Annotated in this window: 17 protein-coding genes; 6 read left to right on the forward strand and 11 right to left on the reverse strand. The window is 59.9% G+C overall.

The window, feature by feature from the left end; all coding sequences use genetic code 11:
• On the forward strand, window positions 1–944 hold a 944-nt coding region (locus tag KGB25_RS07360), incomplete at its 5' end, for a DUF2300 domain-containing protein (RefSeq protein ID WP_223434708.1).
• Window positions 945–947: 3 nt separating this feature from the next.
• A complete protein-coding gene (locus KGB25_RS07365) occupies window positions 948–1,763 on the forward strand; it encodes a YfaP family protein (protein ID WP_223434709.1) in 816 nt (271 codons plus the stop codon).
• Between the two features lie 33 nt (window positions 1,764–1,796).
• On the opposite strand, the gene KGB25_RS07370 is transcribed toward KGB25_RS07365, so the two are convergent.
• The 10 genes from KGB25_RS07370 to KGB25_RS07415 form a co-directional block, all read right to left on the reverse strand.
• Window positions 1,797–2,858: a YhcG family protein gene (locus KGB25_RS07370; RefSeq protein WP_223434710.1), complete on the reverse strand. Its 1,062-nt coding sequence runs from the start codon at window positions 2,856–2,858 to the stop codon at window positions 1,797–1,799.
• Window positions 2,859–3,475: 617 nt separating this feature from the next.
• Window positions 3,476–4,225 carry a S24 family peptidase gene (locus KGB25_RS07375; RefSeq protein ID WP_223434711.1) on the reverse strand — a complete coding sequence of 250 codons (750 nt, stop codon included), beginning with the start codon at window positions 4,223–4,225 and terminating at the stop codon, window positions 3,476–3,478.
• A gap of 226 nt (window positions 4,226–4,451) precedes the next feature.
• Window positions 4,452–4,979 carry an inorganic diphosphatase gene (ppa, locus tag KGB25_RS07380; RefSeq protein ID WP_007990564.1) on the reverse strand — a complete coding sequence of 176 codons (528 nt, stop codon included), beginning with the start codon at window positions 4,977–4,979 and terminating at the stop codon, window positions 4,452–4,454.
• 113 nt (window positions 4,980–5,092) lie between these two features.
• Window positions 5,093–5,905 carry a zinc-dependent peptidase gene (locus tag KGB25_RS07385; RefSeq protein ID WP_223434712.1) on the reverse strand — a complete coding sequence of 271 codons (813 nt, stop codon included), beginning with the start codon at window positions 5,903–5,905 and terminating at the stop codon, window positions 5,093–5,095.
• A gap of 3 nt (window positions 5,906–5,908) precedes the next feature.
• On the reverse strand, window positions 5,909–6,565 hold the full coding sequence (locus KGB25_RS07390; RefSeq protein WP_008042985.1) for a DedA family protein: 657 nt from the start codon (window positions 6,563–6,565) through the stop codon (window positions 5,909–5,911).
• Between the two features lie 305 nt (window positions 6,566–6,870).
• The gene (locus KGB25_RS07395) at window positions 6,871–7,332 is read right to left on the reverse strand and encodes a GNAT family N-acetyltransferase (protein WP_008042983.1); all 462 of its coding nucleotides are present in this window, start codon (window positions 7,330–7,332) and stop codon (window positions 6,871–6,873) included.
• A gap of 120 nt (window positions 7,333–7,452) precedes the next feature.
• Window positions 7,453–8,277, reverse strand: a complete 825-nt coding sequence (gene eutC / locus KGB25_RS07400) for an ethanolamine ammonia-lyase subunit EutC (RefSeq protein WP_177318901.1) — start codon at window positions 8,275–8,277, stop codon at window positions 7,453–7,455.
• Window positions 8,278–8,285: 8 nt separating this feature from the next.
• The gene (locus tag KGB25_RS07405) at window positions 8,286–9,680 is read right to left on the reverse strand and encodes an ethanolamine ammonia-lyase subunit EutB (RefSeq protein WP_223434713.1); all 1,395 of its coding nucleotides are present in this window, start codon (window positions 9,678–9,680) and stop codon (window positions 8,286–8,288) included.
• A 198-nt stretch (window positions 9,681–9,878) separates the two neighbouring features.
• Complete coding sequence (gene eat / locus KGB25_RS07410; protein WP_008035770.1) at window positions 9,879–11,249, reverse strand: ethanolamine permease; 1,371 nt, start codon at window positions 11,247–11,249, stop codon at window positions 9,879–9,881.
• 218 nt (window positions 11,250–11,467) lie between these two features.
• A complete protein-coding gene (locus KGB25_RS07415; RefSeq protein WP_008035766.1) occupies window positions 11,468–12,988 on the reverse strand; it encodes an aldehyde dehydrogenase family protein in 1,521 nt (506 codons plus the stop codon).
• A gap of 299 nt (window positions 12,989–13,287) precedes the next feature.
• Here KGB25_RS07415 and KGB25_RS07420 point away from each other — a divergent pair, with 299 nt between their 5' ends.
• The 4 genes from KGB25_RS07420 (at window position 13,288) to KGB25_RS07435 (ending at window position 17,716) form a co-directional block, all read left to right on the forward strand.
• A complete protein-coding gene (locus tag KGB25_RS07420; RefSeq protein WP_223434714.1) occupies window positions 13,288–15,201 on the forward strand; it encodes a sigma-54-dependent Fis family transcriptional regulator in 1,914 nt (637 codons plus the stop codon).
• Window positions 15,202–15,460: 259 nt separating this feature from the next.
• Window positions 15,461–16,810 (forward strand): UDP-N-acetylmuramate:L-alanyl-gamma-D-glutamyl-meso-diaminopimelate ligase, encoded by a 1,350-nt coding sequence (gene mpl, locus KGB25_RS07425; protein ID WP_223434715.1) that lies wholly within the window; start codon window positions 15,461–15,463, stop codon window positions 16,808–16,810.
• Window positions 16,807–17,439, forward strand: a complete 633-nt coding sequence (gene ubiX, locus KGB25_RS07430; RefSeq protein WP_008035761.1) for a flavin prenyltransferase UbiX — start codon at window positions 16,807–16,809, stop codon at window positions 17,437–17,439. The genes mpl and ubiX overlap by 4 nt, the downstream gene beginning before the upstream one ends.
• A complete protein-coding gene (locus KGB25_RS07435) occupies window positions 17,432–17,716 on the forward strand; it encodes a YceK/YidQ family lipoprotein (RefSeq protein WP_008035760.1) in 285 nt (94 codons plus the stop codon). The genes ubiX and KGB25_RS07435 overlap by 8 nt, the downstream gene beginning before the upstream one ends.
• A 144-nt stretch (window positions 17,717–17,860) precedes the next feature.
• Here the strand turns inward: KGB25_RS07435 and KGB25_RS07440 are convergent, their stop codons facing one another.
• A complete protein-coding gene (locus tag KGB25_RS07440) occupies window positions 17,861–18,502 on the reverse strand; it encodes an oxidoreductase (RefSeq protein ID WP_008042977.1) in 642 nt (213 codons plus the stop codon).
• Window positions 18,503–18,517: the final 15 nt, after the last annotated feature.

Consider the following 18,517-nt stretch of genomic DNA (forward strand, 5'->3'; position numbering starts at 1 on the left):
GTCAAATGGTGCTGCGCAATTATGGTGAGGCGTTGGCTTCGGTGCTGCCGGTTGAATGGCCTCTGGATGCGGGGCGCTGCGTCGAAGTCGGTCTGTTTTCTCGTTATCCGATCGGGCGGGTTCTGGCGGGGGCTCGTGTTGTTTCTTCCGGACCACTGCAGGGCGATTTTCGCGTCGAGTTTTCTAATGGCAACCAACTCGATATCCACAGCGACGGAGAACTGTTTTTGGTGGGCGATAAATTGATCGCCCGTCTGGACCGCGAAGAATATGTCGCTCGCGTCCTGCAACGAGAAGCCAAACCCGAACCTGCTGAAGCCGCCAAAGCGTTGGCCATCGCCATCCGCACCTACCTGCTGCAAAACGCCACCCGCAACGGCGACTGCCTGAGCATCGACGACAGCAGCAGCCGCCAACGCGTCGCCCCACGCCCGGCCACCGCCGAATCACGCAACATCGCCGCATGGACCAGCGACCTGGTACTCGCCGGCAGCACCGTCACCTACCACTCCGACCAACCCGGCCCGGACAAACTCTCCTGGCAGCACGCCGTCGAACAAGCCAACGCCGGCCAACGCTACGACGCCATCCTGCTGCATGCCTACCCGCGCGCGAGCCTCAGCCGCTGGGACAACCCAGTCGCCTCCTGCGAAGCACTGCCCGCCGCCCAAGACTGGCTGCAAACCCAACGACGCGGCTGGCGCCAACGCCTCGAAAACGAAACCGGCTACAACGAAGTCAGCACCTTCGCCGTCTGCCGCCTGGCTTTCGGTCGCCCTTTTGTGGACCGCGAACGTCAGCGCATTTACGTGCGCGGCGTGCTGTCGCTGCAAGACCGCCTCGACCTGACCCACGAATACCTGCACCTGGCCTTCGAAGCACACCCCAACGGCCAGGATGAAACCTACATCGAAGGGCTCGCCCGCCACCTCTTGCTGGAATAGGCCATGAAACTCCGTTATCCACAGGTCTTCCTGTTCCTTTGTTCTGTTTGCGTGTTGCCGACGGTTATTGCGGCTGAAAGCGCCGTCAAACTCGACACCCCCGTCGACGGCTGGCGCACGGGCGCGGCCGAGGGCGAAGGCGAAAACTTCCGCCAGACCGTCAACTACCCGGCCTCCTCGGTGAACACCCCAGTGGGCCAGGCCAACACCGCACGCATCACCGGCCAGATCAAAGCCACCCCCAAGTCCACTGAGCCGGGCCGGTTGATCGTCAACGGCGTCAGCATGCCGCTGAAGATCGATCCCGCTGGCCGCTTTGACCGACCGTTCTCCTTCCCCAACGGCAGCAACAGCGTCGAAGTCCGCAGCCCCGATGGCCAACAACGCCATCGCACACAGTTCCTCAATGCAAGTGGCGGTGCGACACCGGCGAAATTGCGGGTGTTGCTGGCCTGGGACAGCGACGGTACGGATCTGGACTTGCACCTCATCACGCCCGATGGCGCGCATATCTGGTATGGCGATCGTGTTGCGCCCAATGGCGCGGCGCTGGATGTGGACGTGACGACGGGGTATGGGCCGGAAATCTTCGCCATGCCGGCGCCGATCAAAGGGCAGTATCTCGTTTACGTGAACTACTTTGGGGGCGGGTATCGGAGTGATGAAGACGGGCAGGAGGATGCGGTTCAGCCGCTGACCACGGCTCAGGTGACGGTGATTACGGAGGAAGGGACGCCGAACGAGAAGATGGAGACTTTTCTGGTGCCGATGCGGGCGGTGGGGGAGTTGACGTTGGTTAAGGGGTTTAGTTATCCGTGAGGCTCAAACACCGCATTCGCAGTGTTTGTTCCCTCATTGCGCATCGTCCTCGAAGGATGAGCCTTCAGTTGCAAGTACGCGCTCAATTTGTTCAATGCTGGGCAGGCTGGTTCGCAACTCTGCTGGCAAGGACTCCACTAACAGGTACTCGGCCACGCCGATGGGACGGGCGTTATCACGCAGGGCGTATTCGGCCACTACTTTATTCTTGCTCTTGCATAGTAGAAGGCCGATGGTTGGGCCGTCCTGCGGGTGCTTGAGTTGAGCATCCACTGCGGTGAGGTAAAAACCAAGCTGACCCAGATGTTCGGGCTTGAACTTGCCAGCCTTGAGTTCAATGACGACATAGCAACGTAGCTTGAGGTGATAAAACAGCAAGTCGACGAAAAATTCGTCACCACCTACATCCAGCAGCACTTGCTTGCCGACGAAGGCAAAGCCTGCACCCAGTTCCAGCAAGAAGTCGGTGACATGCTTAACCAGAGCGTTTTCGATCTCGCGCTCTTGGGCATCAAGAGTCAGGCCGAGGAAATCGAAACGGTAAGGGTCTTTCAGTGATTCGCGCGCAAGGTCGGATTGCGGTTTGGGCAACTGGCACTCGAAATTACTGACTGCCTTGCCGCTGCGCTCCAGCAGACACGTCTCGATCTGCATCACCAGAATATTGCGCGACCAGTTGTGTTCGATGGCCTGCACGGCATACCAGTAGCGGCTTTCCTGGCTAGACAGTTTTTCCAGCAGCGCTAACTGGTGATACCAAGGCAATTGTGCAAGCACCTCTTGCACAAATTTTTCGTCCGGCCACGCTTCTGCAAAGGCGCGCATGTATTTGAGGTTGCGTGGAGAAAACCCCTTCATATCAGGAAAGGCTGCGCGCAAATCCTGAGCCAGTTGGTCGATCACCTTGGCCCCCCAACCCTGCTGTGCTTGTCGGGACAAAATTTCGTGACCGAGCTGCCAGTAGAGCAGCACCAGTTCGCGGTTCACCGCTAGAGTGGCGCGCTGTTGGGCGTAATGGATTCGGACTTTGAGGTCGGCCAGCCAATCGCCATAACCTTCGGGTGGCGTGCTCAGGCTGACAGGGGTGTCGCTCATGCTTTTGTCCCTGGTAATTTTTTCGGAGCGGCCTTCGCCGCGTGTGCCGCTATGTCGGTTTAGAGGTCAGTAGTGACGGTCGAAGATTAGTCAGCCCATTTGTCAGGCACAAGCAGGTTGGGCTTCCAAGGATCTTTCCTTCAAAAGAAAGCGAAGCTGCTTACTTTTAGGCCGTTATTGCTCAATGAGCGGAAAAAAGGCTGGCAAAAGCAGAGAGATTAAGAAGTGCGAGTGACTTCCAGCAGGCATTAAAAAGCCGGCTTGTGGCCGGCTTCTCGGGGACTGGCTTGGTTCATTTTTGGTAAACCGCGCCAGCCTTCAAAACGTACACCCGGATCTTGCGTCCGGCTGTGAGACTCGGCGAGAAAATCATCTGCCTTGTCGGTGCGATCGGAACCGCGGGGCGGGTCGATGCGCAAATGTGGGGCGCAGCATACTGATTTTTTTGGGGAATTCCCAGTGTGGTGTGCGGGGTAGAGCTGTTAGTTGCTTGGGATCGGGTAGCTGATCCGGGTTTTGAGGTGAATGTTCCACCGCCTTCGCGGGCAAGCCCGCTCCCACAGGTTCTACGCAATCCCTGTGGGAGCGGGCTTGCTCGCGAAGGGGGCGGCGCGGTGTTACAGGAACGGAATGGGCGGGCGACGCTTGTTTAGCGTCGACCACCAGAACACCCAACCCAACACCCGGATGTTCTGCTCTTCAATTTGCGCGGCCCTGAAAGTCTCATCCGGGTACTCGGCGCTGTTGTGGCTGCGCATTCGCAATCCATTGCCCGGCATTCGGTGCAGGTACTTGATGCGCAGCATCCCGTCGTGTTCGATCGCATAAATTTCTCCATCGACAATCTGGGTCAGGCCGCGATCGATGGCGATGGTTGAGCCGTCTTCAATTTTCTCGGCCATGCTGTTGCCGATCATGTAGGCGCAGATGGCATCCGCATGGTTGATTTCCAGGGAATCGAGGTGGCTGCGGGGTAGGCGGATGGGGTGGCTGGTGTCCTCGATCACGTGGGTTTTGCTGGAGCCGGGAGCGACGGGCGTTTCTTTGTAAAAGGGCAATTCGACATCGGTGGGTTCGATGACGGTGTAGATGCCGCGGAGGGCCTGGGCGTCGAAGGTGTTGCCGGTGTCGCTGACCAGACGCAGGTGTTTGGCGTCTTTCGGGCCTTCGAGATATTTGAGCCACTCGCTGTTGACCGAGAGTTTTCTGGCGACGGCTTCCATGCAGTGATCGGGCACACCGCGGGTGTACCAGTTGTGGACGTTTTGCGGCGCCGTGCCGAGGTATTCGGCGAATCCGGTCGTCGTGATGTTCGCTACTTTGAGGAGCGCTTTAAACCGTGGACCGCTAGTGTTTTTTTTCTTCATGGGCACGAGTTTACGGGCGTATGGCGAGGCTTTGAATAAACGAACCGTTCAAAATACGAGGGAAATTTAAGACCGGATGTAAGACGTATCGAGTAAAAATTAAACAAGAAAAAACCGAATCGCCGGATGGTTAAACGGCACGTTTAAAAGCTTTTCTGCGGGCACAAAAAACCCCGGATAAACCGGGGTTTTTTCAAGTCGTCAGTGGCGCAAGGCCAGTGGCGTCTCAGCCTTTGTAGGCAGCAACCGACTTGGTGATCGCTTCGCGGGCGGCGTCTGCACCGGCCCAGCCTTCGATTTTCACCCATTTGCCTTTTTCGAGATCTTTGTAGTTCGCGAAGAAGTGCTCGATCTGCTGAATCAGCAGGGCTGGCAGGTCGGTGTATTCCTTCACGTCGACGTACAGCTGGGACAGCTTGTCGTGTGGGACTGCGATGACTTTGGCATCGCCGCCGCCGTCGTCGGTCATGTTCAGGATGCCGACCGGACGAGCGCGGATCACGGAGCCTGGAGCAACCGGGTAAGGGGTCACGACCAGCACGTCGAGGGGATCACCGTCGTCAGCCAGGGTGTTCGGGATGTAACCGTAGTTGGCCGGGTAGAACATCGGGGTGGCCATGAAACGGTCAACGAACAGGCAATCGCTGTCTTTGTCGATTTCGTATTTGATCGGCGCGTGGTTGGCCGGAATCTCGATCGCGACGTAGATGTCGTTCGGCAGGTCTTTGCCAGCCGGAATCTTGCTGTAGCTCATTGGGCGGTGCCCCCGTTAGTTGACCAAAAACACTTGGCCGGATTGACCAAAAAGTGGCGGCGATTATAGGCATATTCCGCCGATCACGCTACGGATCAGAGGTCGTGTAGACCTTAGTCGTGTGCCTGATAGACAGGGTTCTCGGCCAGAAGTTGCCGCAGACGCGCCAGTGGATCCTGCCGGTAAAACAGCCTTAATTGCTCATACACCTGTGGATAAGCCTCATGCAGCAAATCCGGGGCGCTGAAGAAGTATTCGCTGGTGACCGCGAAGAACTCGGCGGGGTTTTCCGCGGCGTAGGGGTCGATGGCGGTTTCGGCGTCCGGGTTGCGTTCCAGTTGCCGGTCGAGGTCGTCGTAGGCCTCTTGCATGACCTTGGCCCAGTCGCTGACGCGCATGTCGGCGTGCAGCGGCGGCAGGCCGTTGGCGTCGCCGTTGAGCATGTCGAGCTTGTGCGCGAGTTCGTGGATCACCAGGTTGTAGCCTTCCCAGCCACCACTGGCCATCACGCCGGGCCAGGCCAGAATGATCGGACCTTGCTGCCAGGCTTCGCCGCTGTGTTCGCCGTCCCACTCGTGTTCAACGCCACTGGCGTCGCGATGGCGCTGCGGGCTGAGGAAGTCGTCGGGGTAGAGGACGATTTCGTGAAAACCCTGATACCAGTTCAGATCGCCCAGCTTCAGCAACGGTAATTGCGCCTGGGCGGCGAGCAGCAAACGCTGCTCCTGATGGAGTTCGACGCCGGGCAGGGCGGTCAGGTGCTTGTCGTCGAGAAACAGTACGCAGGCTTCGCGCAACCACTGGTCTTCAGCCGCGCTGATGCCGTCGAGGAAACTCAGGTGATGGCGCACCCGTTGCCACATATCGTCGGCAATAGGGTGCCTGGCCAGGATGCGCCGGCGACGCCAGGCGCTGAGCGACCACATCGTTCAGTGTGGTTCGGCTTTGGACGCGGCGCTGCCGAAGCGGCTGCGAATCACGCCGATGATCATCGGCACCAGTGACAGCAGAATGATGCCCACTACCAGCAGCGAGAGGTTTTTCTTGATGAACGGCACGTTGCCGAAGAAGTAACCGAGGGTCACCAGGCCGCCAACCCAGAGGATGGTGCCGAGGACGCTGAAAAAGAAGAAACGCGGGTAAGGCATTTTCGCCACGCCGGCGACGAACGGTGCAAAGGTGCGAATGATCGGCAGGAAGCGCGCCAGGGTCACGGTTTTGCCGCCGTGCTTGTCATAGAAGTCGTGGGTTTGTTGCAGGTAATCGCGGCGGAAAATTTTCGAGTTCGGGTTGCTGAACAGTCGCTCGCCCACCGTTCGTCCGATGATGTAGTTGGTGCTGTCCCCGAGGATCGCCGCCAGCATCAGCAGGCCACCGAGCAATACCGGGTCCATGCCGCCACCGGCCGCCACGGCGCCGGCGATGAAAAGAAGGGAATCGCCCGGCAGGAAAGGCATCACCACCAGGCCGGTCTCGCAGAAGATCACCAGAAACAGGATGGCGTAGATCCATGGCCCGTAGTTGTTTACCAGCAAGTCGAGGTAAACATCGAGATGCAGGATAAGGTCGAGCGGGTTGAAATCCATGGAGGCACCTGTGGTGACGGCCCGACTCGGCAGGCCTGTGCGGATGACTTCGCGTAAGGCTACAGACGGGTGTAGTTTTTCTTACAAGCCGGAAAGGTCGGCATTATACGGGCTGAGAAGTGAAAAGCGCGTCGAGTTTGTAGCGAGGAGTGTCGCGCAAGACCGGCGGCGCGGTCTGCTTTTTTTTGTAGGAGCAGCCGGTCGACGCTCGATTGCTCGCGAAAGCGGTCGAGCATCCGGCGGATATGCTGAATGACATACCGCTTTCGCGAGCAAGCTTCGCTCCTGCGAGGGCTCGGTGCGGATCAAAGCTCGTCGCTGATCGGCAACACGTAGTTTTTGAACTCTGTGTCTTCCTTGAATCCGATGGACTCGTAGGTTTTCTGTGCGATTTTGTTGTCGCTGCTGGTGGAAACGCGCATGCGCACGGCATTGGTTTCCTTGGCCATTTTTTTCGCGGTGCGCATCAGGTTGTCAGCCACTAACTGCCGGCGGGCGTCTTCGGCGACATAAATGTCGTTGAGGATCCACACGCGTTTAAGTGAAAGCGACGAAAAGCTCGGGTACAGCTGACAGAAACCCATCAGCTTCTTGTCGTCGTCATCGGCCAGGGCCAGGTAGATCACCGATTCCTTGCGACGCAGGCGTTTCTCGAGGAACGCCCGGGACGAGTCCGGATACGGCAGGGAACCATAAAACTCGCGATATTTGACGAACAACGGGGTCAGCAGGTCCAGGTGTTCAAGGGTCGCTTGAATAATCCGCATCGATAGGTCTCGTCTTCAAGTGGCTGTCTTCACATGCTCTGACGGCGAACGGTTCTTCACTCGGGCAGCCGTGTTTCGATCCTGCCTGAAATTGAATCAGAAACGCAATGCGGAAACGGTTCAGGCATCCGGCAGGCTCAGTAGGAAATTACCTTTCATGTCTGCACCTGCGTCCGACTCCAGCGTCTGAAGCTGCGCTTCGTCCTTCAGGTTGACCCCCGACAACTGCCGCCGACAGGCTTCGCGCATCAAATACAGCAATCGGTGTGCCGCCATGCCATAACTCAGGCCTTCCAGTCGCACATTGGAGATGCAGTTGCGGTAAGCATCCGTCAGACCGACCTTTGGATTGTAGGTGAAATATAATCCCAGACTGTCTGGCGAGCTGAGGCCAGGGCGTTCGCCAATCAGGATTACCACCATTTTTGCGCCCAGCAACTCGCCGATTTCGTCGCTTATCGCGACCCGGCCTTGTTCTACCAGAATCACCGGCGAAACCGTCCAGCCATCGACTTCGATCTGCTCTCGCATGCGTGAAAGGAAGGGCACGGTGTGACGGTGCACAGCCAGTGCCGACAAACCATCGGCCACGACAATCACCAGATCGACGCCGCCGGGATAGGCTGAAGCATGGTTGCGCAGGATTTGCGCGGACTCATCGCTCAATTTCCGCCCCAAGTCAGGGCGCTGCAAATAACTGTCGCGGTTTGTGGCGGCGCTGTGCAGGAGCACACTTTCGTATCCGCATTCGGCCAATTGAGCGCTGAGCCCGGCATGGTCGAAGGGCAGGTGCACCGCGTCCCGAGCCTGGGCGTGGGCGTACTGGAAATCGAGCTGTGCGCTGGTCGGCATGCTGGTGCCGGTGCGGCCCAAGGCTATCCGTGCCGGGGTCAGGCGCCGCAGTTCCAGCAATGGATTTTCTGAATCAACAGGCGGTTTATCCATCTCGACACTCATCCCAGTTGCCCCATCGCCTGGCGGAAGGCTGGCGGCAGGCGCTCGCCGAAATGAATCTTGCCATCGGCCTGAGTGAAAATGCCCATTTTTGCCAGCCACTGTTCGAACTCCGGCGCCGGTTTCAAGCCCAGGGTTTGTCGGGCGTAGAGCGCGTCGTGGAACGAAGTGGTCTGGTAGTTGAGCATGATGTCGTCGGAACCGGGGATGCCCATGATGAAGTTGATCCCGGCCACGCCCAGCAGGGTCAGCAGGGTGTCCATGTCGTCCTGGTCGGCTTCGGCGTGGTTGGTGTAACAGATGTCGCAGCCCATCGGCACGCCCAGCAATTTGCCGCAGAAGTGGTCTTCCAGGCCTGCACGGATGATCTGTTTGCCGTTGTAGAGGTATTCCGGGCCGATAAATCCTACGACGGTGTTCACCAAAAACGGTTTGAAATGTCGGGCAACCGCGTAGGCGCGGGTTTCGCAGGTTTGTTGATCGATGCCGTGGTGGGCGTTGGCCGACAGGGCGCTGCCCTGGCCGGTCTCGAAATACATCAGATTTTGCCCAAGCGTGCCGCGACTCAGGCTCAAACCGGCGTCGTAACCTTCCTGCAACACGTTCAGGTTGATGCCGAAACTGGCATTGGCCGCTTCGGTGCCGGCGATCGACTGGAATACCAGGTCCAGCGGAACGCCGCGATTGATCGCTTCGATGGACGTGGTGACGTGGGTCAGCACGCAGGCTTGTGTAGGAATTTCGTAGCGCTGGATGATCGCGTCGAGCATTTCCAGCATCGCGCAAATCGAGGCAATGCTGTCGGTGGCCGGGTTGATGCCGATCATCGCGTCGCCGTTGCCGTACAGCAGGCCGTCGAGAATGCTCGCGGCGATACCGGCCGGTTCGTCGGTGGGGTGGTTGGGTTGCAGGCGGGTGGATAAGCGTCCCCGCAGGCCCATGGTGCCGCGAAAGTGCGTGATCACGCGGATTTTCTGCGCGACCAGCACCAGGTCCTGCACGCGCATGATTTTCGACACGGCTGCTGCCATTTCCGGCGTCAGGCCAGGTGCGAGGGCGCGCAGGCTCTGTTCGTCGGCGGCATCGCTGAGCAGCCAGTCGCGAAATCCGCCAACGGTGAGATGGCTGACCACGGCGAAGGCTTGTTTGTCGTGAGTGTCGATGATCAGTCGGGTGACTTCATCGGTCTCGTAAGGAATCAGCACTTCCTGCAGGAAGTGAGTCAGCGGGATATCAGCCAGGGCCATTTGCGCGGCGACGCGCTCGCCGTCGTTAAGGGCGGCGACACCGGCCAGGAAATCCCCGGAGCGCGCCGGGCTGGCCTTGGCCATGACCTCTTTGAGGCTGGCAAAGCGGTAGGTCTGGGCGCCGATGGAATGGGCAAATGTGGCCACGGTGTCCTCCTGATGTGTAGAAGTCTTGATTACCCTGACATTCCCTTGTGGGAGCCAGCCTGCTGGCGATTGCAGTGTGCCATTCAAAATCTATGCTGACTGTCAGACCGCAATCGCCAGCAGGCTGGCTCCCACAGGGGGAGTGATGTGCACTTCAATAAAGCAGGCGCCGGGAAGTTAGCCCGGCACCGGTGCAACTCAGGCGCCTTCGAGCATCGCATCCGCCGGCGCATCGAAGCGCTGCTTGGCGGTCAGTTGGAAATACAAATACCCGGCCGCCATGAAACCAAGGAACACACAGCCGATCAGCGGGTTGAACCACGCCATCGCCACCAGGCACACCACCGCCAGGAACAGCGCAATCCCCGGTACGATCGGGTAACCCGGCGCGCGGAAGCTGCGTTCCAGGTTCGGCTCGGTCTTACGCAGCTTGAACAGGCTCAGCATACTGATGATGTACATCACGATGGCACCGAATACCGACATGGTGATCATCGCTGCCGTCAGCGTCATGCCTTGCAGGTTGACCAGGCCGTCGCTGTAGATTGCCGCGATGCCGATCACGCCGCCGGCCAGAATGGCCCGGTGCGGGGTCTGGAAACGTGACAGTTTGGCCAGCGAACGTGGCAGGTAGCCGGCCCGGGCCAGGGCGAAGAACTGACGCGAGTAACCGAGAATGATCCCGTGGAAACTCGCCACCAGCCCGAACAGGCCGATCCAGACCAGCATGTGCATCCAGGTCGAATTGTTGCCGACCACGGCTTTCATCGCCTGAGGCAGCGGGTCGTTGATGTTCGACAATTGACGCCAGTCGCCCACGCCGCCGGCCATCACCATCACGCCGATCGCGAGGAACACCAACGTCAGAATGCCGCTGACGTACGCCTTGGGAATCGTGCGTTTCGGGTCTTTGGCTTCTTCAGCCGCCATCGCCGCGCCTTCAATGGCGAGGAAAAACCAGATCGCAAAAGGGATCGCCGCAAAGATGCCGGGGATTGAGGCAATGGTGAACTCGTTCGAACCCGACCAGCCGTTGAGCACGAAGTTGCTGAAGCTGAAGCCCGGTGCGACCACGCCCATGAACACCAGCAACTCGGCGACGGCCAGCACGGTCACCACCAGTTCAAACGTGGCGGCGATGCTGACGCCGAGGATGTTGAGCGTCATGAACACAAAATAGGCGCCAACGGCGGCAATCTTGGGGTCAAGTTCCGGGTATTGAACGTTCAGATAAGCGCCAATGGCCATGGCAATGGCTGGCGGCGCAAAGACGAATTCAATCAGCGTGGCAATGCCGGCAATCAAGCCGCCTTTCTCGCCGAAGGCCCGTCGGCTGTAGGCAAAGGGCCCGCCAGCGTGGGGAATGGCGGTAGTCAATTCGGTGAAACTGAAGATGAAGCAGGTGTACATCGTCGCCACCATCAGGGCGGTGACGAGGAAACCCAGAGTGCCTGCGGTGCCCCAGCCGTAACTCCAGCCGAAGTACTCGCCGGAAATCACCAGGCCGACGGCAATGCCCCATAAGTGCAGGGTGCCGAGTGTGGGTTTGAGCTGTGTGGAAGAAGTCATAAGTCCTCGCTGTCTTTTTTATTGTTTGATCTGTTGGACTTTCGGAAACTGGTTTTTGGTGTGGAGCGGGCACGCAAAGCCCGTGCCAGAGCGGCAGGGCGGTGATTTGCGGTGTGTTTGAGGATGCCTTCGCGGGCAAGCCTCGCTCCTACAGGTACGGCGTGATCCTGTAGGAGCGAAGCTTGCTCGCGAAGGCCGTTACGCGGTTTCGCGCCGGGTTAGAAGAAGCCCAACGGATTGATGTCGTAGCTCACCAGCAGGTTTTTGGTCTGCTGATAGTGATCGAGCATCATTTTGTGGGTTTCACGACCGACGCCGGACTTTTTGTAGCCACCGAACGCGGCGTGCGCCGGGTACAGGTGATAGCAGTTGGTCCAAACGCGACCGGCCTTGATGGCGCGGCCCATGCGATAGGCGCGGTTGATGTCGCGGGTCCAGAGGCCGGCGCCGAGGCCGAACTCGGTGTCGTTGGCGATGGCCAGGGCTTCGGCTTCGTCCTTGAACGTGGTGATGCTCACCACCGGGCCAAAGATTTCTTCCTGGAACACACGCATTTTGTTGGTGCCCTTGAGCAGGGTCGGCTGGATGTAATAACCCGTCGCCAGACTGCCCTCGAGTTTTTCCACCTTGCCGCCGGTCAGCAGCTCGGCGCCTTCGCCCTTGGCGATTTCCAGGTACGAAAGGATTTTGTCGAATTGCTGCTCGGACGCCTGGGCGCCGACCATGGTGTCGGTGTCCAGCGGGTCACCGCGTTTGATCGACAGGACTTTTTTCATCACCTCTTTCATGAAGTCGTCGTAGATCGATTCCTGAACCAGCGCGCGGGACGGGCAGGTGCAGACTTCGCCCTGGTTGAAGAATGCCAGCACCAGGCCTTCAGCGGCTTTCTCGATGAAGGACGGTTCGGCTTTCATGATGTCTTCGAAGAAGATGTTCGGCGATTTGCCACCCAGCTCCACGGTGGACGGGATGATGTTTTCGGCGGCGCATTTCATGATGTGCGAGCCGACCGGGGTCGAGCCCGTGAAGGCGATCTTGGCGATGCGTTTGCTGGTGGCGAGCGCTTCGCCGGCTTCTTTGCCGAAGCCTTGCACAATGTTGAGCACGCCCGGTGGCAGCAGGTCGCCGATCAGCTCGACCAGCACAGTAATGCCCAGCGGCGTTTGTTCTGCTGGCTTGAGCACCACGCAGTTACCCGCCGCCAGCGCCGGGGCGAGTTTCCACGCGGCCATCAGGATCGGGAAGTTCCACGGGATGATCTGCCCGACCACGCCCAGCGGTTCATGGATGTGATAGGCCACGGTGTTGCCGTCGATCTCGGCAGCGCTGCCTTCCTGCGCGCGGATGCAACCGGCGAAATAACGGAAGTGGTCGGCGGCCAGCGGGATGTCGGCGTTGAGGGTTTCGCGAACGGCTTTGCCGTTGTCCCAGGATTCGGTGATCGCCAGCAGTTCCAGGTTCTGCTCGATGCGGTCGGCGATTTTCAGCAGCACCAGCGAGCGCGCCTGGGCGGACGTGGCGCCCCAGGCATCGGCAGCGGCGTGGGCAGCGTCCAGGGCTTTGTCGATGTCTTCGGCCGTGGAGCGCGGGAATTCGGCAATCGGTTGGCCATTCACTGGCGAGGTATTGGTGAAGTACTGACCTTTGACAGGCGCGACGAACTCGCCGCCGATGTAGTTACCGTATTTGGCTTTGAACGAAACGATAGCGCCTTCAGTACCGGGGTGAGCGTAACGCATGGTGTTTTCTCCTTGGCTTTTGTACTTATTAGAGAGGCGCATGTGCGCTTGCTATAAGCGTAGAGCAAAGGTCGGGCCACTGCCCTGTGAGCTAGGCAAATCAAGGCCTTGCGCGTTTTTTGTCGGACGGATGGATGGCGGCTGTGACGCTTTCGGTACAGCCCCCATGACAGTTTGTACCGCTTGTGGCACAAGCTGTGACTGACCGGTCTTGCCAGCATTGCAATGCGGGCTAGGCTGGAGGATGCTCGGGCATCACCTCAATGCGGGTCACCGAGCCCCGGGGAGAATAATAAGAAATGCACGACAACCATTTGAGTCGCCATGCCCAGCAAGTGCTGACCGTGACCCAGGGGAAATCCCACCTGCACGGTCCCGGCAGCGATCCGTCCATTGCCCGTTCCTGGCTGCGTTGTCTTGAGGACTATCACCTCGACCCGGCCCTGACCATGGCGCCGACGGTGCTGGAGCACGGTCGTGTCCTCGAAAGCCGCGAACGCTTGCAGCAAGTGCTGCACATCGCCGGCAATGAAATGAGCAGTCTTCATCAGCAGCTGTCCGGCGCCGGCCATGCGGTGCTGCTGACGGATGCGCGCGGGGTGATCCTCAATTGTGTGACGGCACCCGCCGAGCGGAAGATTTTTGAACGCGCCGGCCTCTGGCTCGGTGCCGACTGGAGCGAAGCCTGCGAAGGCACCAACGGCATCGGCACCTGCCTGGTGGAGCGACAGTCGCTGACCATTCACCAGGACGAACACTTTCGTGGGCGTCACACCGGCCTGACTTGCTCGGCGAGCCCGGTGTTCGATCCGCATGGCGAACTGCTGGCGGTGCTCGACGTGTCCTCGGCGCGGCACGAGGTGTCGCGGCAAAGTCAGTTCCACACCATGGCCCTGGTCAATCTGTCGGCGAAGATGATCGAGAGCTGCTATTTCCTGCGTTACTTCGACAATCAATGGTTGCTGCGTTTTCACCTGCAGGCGGAATCCGTCGGGCTGTTCAGCGAAGGGCTGCTGGCGTTCGACGGCGAAGGTCGGATCAGCGCGGTCAATCAGAGCGCGCTGAACCTGCTGGGGCATAGTCGCGGCGGGCTGCTGGGCAAACCGGTCGAGGCGTTTTTCGATTGCTCGCTGGATGAGTTGCTGGGCCGGGCGAGTGTGAATGCCAGCGCCAGTTGGCCGTTGCGCGCACGTGACGGGCGTGCCCTGTTTGCCGTGTTGCGCGGTCAGCCGCGCAGCATTCCGGTGCCGGTAGTGACCAGTCGGGTCGTTGCCGAACCTGCGCGCCTGTCGGGCATTTGTCTGGGCGATGCGGGTTTGCAGGAAGACTTCCGCAAATCCCTGCGCGTGTTCGAACGGGATGTGCCGCTGTTGATCAACGGCGAAACCGGGTCCGGCAAGGAGGCCTTCGCCAAAGCGGTGCATCAGGCCAGTCAGCGGGCCGAAAAAGCCTTCGTCGCGCTCAACTGCGCGGCCATCCCGGAAAGCCTGATCGAGAGCGAGTTGTTCGGCTATCGCGGCGGCAGCTTTACCGGCGCACGCAAGGAAGGCATGCGCGGCAAGTTGCAGCAGGCGGATGGCGGGACCTTGTTTCTCGATGAAATCGGCGACATGCCGCTGGCGTTGCAGACCCGGCTATTAAGAGTGCTGGAAGATCGGCAAGTGGTGCCGATTGGCGGCGAGCCGGAGGCGGTCAACGTGCGGATCATCAGCGCGACTCACCGTAATCTTCTGGAGCGGGTGCAGGACGGCAGCTTCCGCGAGGATTTGTATTACCGGCTCAATGGTTTGGAGATTGCGTTGCCGGCGTTACGCGAACGCAGTGACAAATCGCAGTTGCTCGACTTCCTGCTGGCGGAAGAGGCGGGCGGGGAAACGGTGCTGATTGATGAGCCCGCACGCCAGGCGTTGCTGGGTTTCGCCTGGCCCGGGAACGTGCGGCAACTGCGCAACGTGCTGCGCACCTTGGCGGCGTTGTGTGATGGCGGGCGGATCGGGCTGGAGGATTTGCCGGCGATGATTCGACAGGCCAGGCCGGTGCCGGTTGTTACCGTCGAACCGCCTTGCGAACATCCGCTGGATGATGCCGAGCGCCTGGCGTTGCTGAATGCGCTGGAGCAAACCCGTTGGCACATGACCCATACCGCCGAGCAGTTGGGTGTCAGCCGTAACACCCTCTATAGAAAGCTGCGTAAACACGGCATCGCCCGGTGAATGCAAACCTGTAGGAGCCGGCTTGCTGGCGATGGCGGTTTCAAGGACGCCATCGCCGGCAAGCCGGCTCCTACAAAAATGGGGCGTTCCCCGTTCATCGGTTAAAACGCCGGACCTGTAGGAGCCCGGCTTGCCGGCGATGGCGATTTCAAGGACGCCATCGCCAGCAAGCCGGGCTCCTACAGAGGCTGACACGAAACAAAGGTGCGATTTTCGCCTCCCTACGCTAACCTGCGGCCATGTTTTACGAGGTCGACTAATGCACATTCATATTCTTGGTATCTGCGGCACTTTCATGGGTTCGATGGCGGTTCTGGCCAAAGAGCTGGGCCATCACGTGACCGGCTCCGATGCCAACGTCTATCCGCCGATGAGCACTCAGCTCGAGGCGCAGGGCATTGAACTGACCCAAGGTTATGACCCCGCGCAGCTCGATCCGGCGCCGGATCTGGTGGTCATCGGCAACGCCATGTCCCGCGGCAACCCGGCTGTTGAATACGTACTGAACAAAGGCCTGCCATACGTCTCCGGTCCGCAATGGTTGGCCGATCACGTGTTGCAAGGCCGCTGGGTACTGGCCGTCGCCGGTACGCACGGCAAAACCACCACCAGCAGCATGCTGGCCTGGGTGCTGGAACACGCGGGCATGAGCCCCGGTTTCCTGATCGGCGGCGTGCCGCAGAATTTCTCGGTGTCGGCGCGTCTGGGCGGCACGCCGTTCTTCGTGATCGAAGCCGACGAGTACGACAGTGCGTTCTTCGACAAGCGCTCCAAGTTCGTTCACTACCGCCCGCGCACGGCGATCCTGAACAACCTGGAGTTCGATCACGCTGACATCTTCCCCGATCTGCCAGCCATCGAGCGACAGTTCCACCATTTGGTGCGGACCATCCCGAGCGAAGGCCTGGTGATCCATCCGACCACCGAGCCGGCATTGCAGCGCGTGATCGAGATGGGCTGCTGGACCCCGGTGCAAACCACCGGCGCCGGTGGTCAGTGGCAGGTCAAACTGCTGAGCGAAGACGGTTCGAAATTCGAAGTGATGTTCGAAGGCGTCGCTCAAGGCGTGGTCGATTGGGACATGACCGGCCAGCATAACGTTGCCAACGCACTGGCCACCTTGGCAGCCGCGCGGCATGTCGGTGTTGTGCCGTCGATGGGCATCGCCGCGTTGAGCGCGTTCAAAAGCGTGAAGCGCCGGATGGAAAAGGTCGCCGAGGTCCGCGGCATTACCATCTATGACGACTTTGCCCATCACCCGACGGCCATCGCCACGACCCTCGACGGTCTGCGCAAACGCATCGGCGACGCGTCGCTGATCGCCATCATCGAGCCGCGTTCCAACTCCATGAAACTTGGCGCGCACCGCGACGGTTTGCCGGAAAGCGTGGTCGATGCCGATCAGGTGATCTGGTACGCACCGGCCAACCTCGGTTGGGATTTGGGCGCGACCGCTGCGCTGTGCAGTGTGCCGTCGATTGTCAGCGAATCACTGGAAGGCATCATCGAGCGCGTGAAGAGCCAGGCGCAGCCCGGCACTCACGTGGTGATCATGAGCAACGGCGGCTTCGGCGGCCTGCACGGCAAACTCGCCGAGGCGCTGCAATGAACAACGGCCCGGAACGCATCACGCTGGCGATGACCGGCGCTTCGGGCGCCCAGTACGGTTTGCGCCTGCTGGACTGCCTGATCCGCGAAGACCGCGAGGTGCACTTCCTGATTTCCAAGGCTGCGCAACTGGTGATGGCCACCGAGACTGACGTCACGCTGCCGCCGAAAACCCAAATGATGCAGGCCTTCCTCACCGAGTACACCGGCGCTGCCGCCGGGCAGATTCGGGTGTACGGCAAGGAAGACTGGATGTCGCCGGTGGCCTCGGGCTCCGGTGCGCCGTCGGCGATGGTGGTCGTGCCGTGTTCGACCGGTACGCTGTCGGCCATTGCCACCGGTGCCTGCAACAACCTGATCGAGCGCGCCGCCGATGTCACGCTGAAGGAGCGTCGCCAGCTGATTCTGGTGCCGCGTGAAGCGCCATATTCGAGCATTCATCTGGAGCACATGCTCAAGTTGTCGAACATGGGCGTGACCATTTTGCCGGCGTCGCCGGGCTTCTATCATCAGCCGCAGACCATCGATGACCTGATCGATTTCGTGGTGGCGCGGATTCTCAACCTGCTGAACATTCCACAAGACATGCTGCCGCGTTGGGGCGAACACCATCTGACCAGCGATGAATAAGCTGCTGACGATTGTGCTGGCGCTGCAACTGGCGGGGTGCGCCACGGCACGCACGCTGGATGCTGCCAAACCGGGGGCGCCGGTGGTGTATGCGGGGACGCGCCTGGACTTGTACGCCCTGAATGGCGGTTGCTGTGCGATGGATCGTTTTGGGGCGGAGGCGCCGAGTTATCCGGGTGTCGATCTGCCGGCCAGCGCGTTGCTTGATACGTTGCTGTTGCCGTTGTCGGTGTTGACGGTGATTGGCGTGAGTTTTCAGGCGACTGGCGGGTTGTAGCCGTTCGGCTTTAGACCTGCGTTGTTCCCTTCGCGGGCAAGCCTCGCTCCTACAGGATTGAGGTCGTTCGCCAATGTTGGATTCGACACAAAACCTGTAGGAGCGAGGCTTGCCCGCGAAGGCGTCATTGCAGACACTGCAGGATCATTTGCCTAACTTGCGCAACTCATCCGACTCGACAATCCGTATCCCATCCTGTTCTTCCAGCGCCAGTCGCCACATCGCCCTGGCCAGTTGGCACGCTTCGATGCCACGGTATTTGCCGGGGATCAAGCGGGACAACGGACCGGCGACCTGCTCGGCCAGACGCGGTTCGAGGCGTTCACCCAGCAACACCGAAGGTCGACAAATGGTCAGCTGTGGCCAGTTTTGTGCGCGCAATGCGTACTCCATCTCGCCTTTGACCCGGTTGTAGAAAACCGAGGATCTGCGATCGGCCCCCAGGGCGCTGATCACGATCAAGTGTCGCGCACCCATTTCCCGCGCCCGTTTGGCGAAGGCCACTACCATGTCCAGATCGACCGCGCGGAACGCCGCTTCCGAGCCGGCCTGCTTGATCGTGGTGCCGAGGCAGCAGTAGGCGATGTCGACGCGACCGCTAAGTTGCGGCAGGAACATCGCCGGGTCGCCGACCGGGTTTTCCAGATGCGGATGCTCGGCCAGCGGCCGACGTGAGGGGGCCAATACGCGCGTGATCGTGGGCTCGTTGAGCAGGCGATCAAGCAAGTGTTCACCGGTTAACCCGGTAGCTCCGGCAAGCAATACGTGCTGAGGCGTCAAGTACATAATATGTCCCCCTTG

The sequence above is a fragment of the Pseudomonas sp. BF-RE-21 genome (assembly GCF_019947305.1).
GTDB lineage: Bacteria > Pseudomonadota > Gammaproteobacteria > Pseudomonadales > Pseudomonadaceae > Aquipseudomonas > Aquipseudomonas migulae.

Coding starts and splice junctions, on each gene's coding strand:
- KGB25_RS07365 (WP_223434709.1), top strand. CDS start 948: ATGAAACTCCGTTATCCACAGGTCTTCCTGTTCCTTTGTTCTGTTTGC.
- KGB25_RS07370 (WP_223434710.1), bottom strand. CDS start 2,858: ATGAGCGACACCCCTGTCAGCCTGAGCACGCCACCCGAAGGTTATGGC.
- KGB25_RS07375 (WP_223434711.1), bottom strand. CDS start 4,225: ATGAAGAAAAAAAACACTAGCGGTCCACGGTTTAAAGCGCTCCTCAAA.
- ppa (WP_007990564.1), bottom strand. CDS start 4,979: ATGAGCTACAGCAAGATTCCGGCTGGCAAAGACCTGCCGAACGACATC.
- KGB25_RS07385 (WP_223434712.1), bottom strand. CDS start 5,905: ATGTGGTCGCTCAGCGCCTGGCGTCGCCGGCGCATCCTGGCCAGGCAC.
- KGB25_RS07390 (WP_008042985.1), bottom strand. CDS start 6,565: ATGGATTTCAACCCGCTCGACCTTATCCTGCATCTCGATGTTTACCTC.
- KGB25_RS07395 (WP_008042983.1), bottom strand. CDS start 7,332: ATGCGGATTATTCAAGCGACCCTTGAACACCTGGACCTGCTGACCCCG.
- eutC (WP_177318901.1), bottom strand. CDS start 8,277: ATGGATAAACCGCCTGTTGATTCAGAAAATCCATTGCTGGAACTGCGG.
- eat (WP_008035770.1), bottom strand. CDS start 11,249: ATGACTTCTTCCACACAGCTCAAACCCACACTCGGCACCCTGCACTTA.
- KGB25_RS07415 (WP_008035766.1), bottom strand. CDS start 12,988: ATGCGTTACGCTCACCCCGGTACTGAAGGCGCTATCGTTTCGTTCAAA.
- KGB25_RS07420 (WP_223434714.1), top strand. CDS start 13,288: ATGCACGACAACCATTTGAGTCGCCATGCCCAGCAAGTGCTGACCGTG.
- mpl (WP_223434715.1), top strand. CDS start 15,461: ATGCACATTCATATTCTTGGTATCTGCGGCACTTTCATGGGTTCGATG.
- ubiX (WP_008035761.1), top strand. CDS start 16,807: ATGAACAACGGCCCGGAACGCATCACGCTGGCGATGACCGGCGCTTCG.
- KGB25_RS07435 (WP_008035760.1), top strand. CDS start 17,432: ATGAATAAGCTGCTGACGATTGTGCTGGCGCTGCAACTGGCGGGGTGC.
- KGB25_RS07440 (WP_008042977.1), bottom strand. CDS start 18,502: ATGTACTTGACGCCTCAGCACGTATTGCTTGCCGGAGCTACCGGGTTA.